General features: G+C 63.8%; 1 protein-coding gene. It reads right to left on the reverse strand.

Features of this window, described 5'->3' with window-relative positions:
- Positions 1 to 1,460, reverse strand: a 1,460-nt coding sequence (gene dnaE / locus RR1_RS21480) for a DNA polymerase III subunit alpha (protein ID WP_143153996.1), incomplete at both ends; no start/stop codon positions are given.

Here is a 1,460-nt window from a genome sequence, read left to right on the forward strand (position 1 = left end):
GTCGTCGAGTCCGAGGGTGTCGAGGTCGATCTCGACACCACGATTGGAGCGGATGTTGTCGATCGCGTCGCCGATGACCGTGAGGTTGCGCAACCCCAGGAAGTCCATCTTCAACAGGCCGATGGCCTCACACGACGGATAATCCCAGCCCGTGATGATCGCGCCGTCCTGCGCCCGCTTCCACACCGGAATCGCATCGGTGAGCGGCTCCGACGACATGATCACCGCACACGCATGCACACCCGCATTGCGAATCAGGCCCTCGAGGCCCTTCGCCGTGTCGTAGATCTTCGCGATGTCCGGATTCGACTCGATCAGCGTCCGAACCTCCGCGGCCTCCTTGTACCGCTCGTGATTCGGATCGGTGATCCCCGACACCGAGATGTCCTTCGCCATGATCGGCGGCGGCAACGCCTTCGTGATCTGATCGGCGATCGCGAACCCCGGCTGCCCGAACTGCACCCGCGCCGAGTCCTTGATCGCAGCCTTCGTCTTGATCGTGCCGAACGTGATGACCTGAGCGACCTTGTCGCTGCCCCACTTGTCCGTCGCGTACGTGATCATCTCGCCGCGACGACGATCGTCGAAGTCGATGTCGATATCGGGCATCGACACGCGCTCCGGATTCAGGAACCGCTCGAACAGCAGACCGTGCGGAATCGGATCGATGTTCGTGATGCCCATCGCATACGCCACCAGCGACCCCGCCGCACTACCGCGACCCGGACCCACCCGGATCCCGACCTCACGCGCGTGCCGGATCAGATCACCGACCACCAGGAAGTACGCCGGGAACCCCATCTCGAGGATCACCCCGATCTCGTACTCCGCACGATCGAGATACTCCTGCGGCACCCCCGACGGGAACCGCCACTCCAAACCCTTGTGAACCTCACGACGCAGCCACGTCGCCTGCGTCTCCCCCTCCGGCACCGGGAACACCGGCATCCGATCGCGATGCGCCCACACGTCCTCGTACGACTGCACCCGCTCCGCGATCAGCAACGTGTTGTCACACGCCCCCGGCACCTCGTCGTCCCACAACGCCCGCATCTCCGCCGGCGACTTCAGGAAGTACCCGTCACCGTCGAACTTGAACCGCGTCGGATCCGACAGCGTCTTGCCGGTCTGGATACACAGCAGCGCCTCGTGGTTCTTCGCCGCTTCCTTCGTCACGTAATGGCAGTCGTTCGTCGCCAACGGCGGAATCCCCAACTCCCGCCCGATCTTCAACAGGCCCTCACGCACCCGCCGCTCGATCGACAGACCGTGATCCATCAACTCCAGAAAGAAGTTGTCCTTCCCCCAGATCTCCTGCCACTTCGCCGCCGCCTCGAGCGCCTCCCGCTCGTGACCCAACCGCAACCGCGTCTGAATCTCACCCGACGGACACCCCGTCGTCGCGATGATCCCCTCGTGATGAGTCGCGATCAGCTCCTCGTCCATCCGGGCCCACTTAC

This window comes from Rhodococcus rhodnii NBRC 100604, assembly GCF_001894925.1.
Taxonomy (GTDB): domain Bacteria; phylum Actinomycetota; class Actinomycetes; order Mycobacteriales; family Mycobacteriaceae; genus Rhodococcus_F; species Rhodococcus_F rhodnii.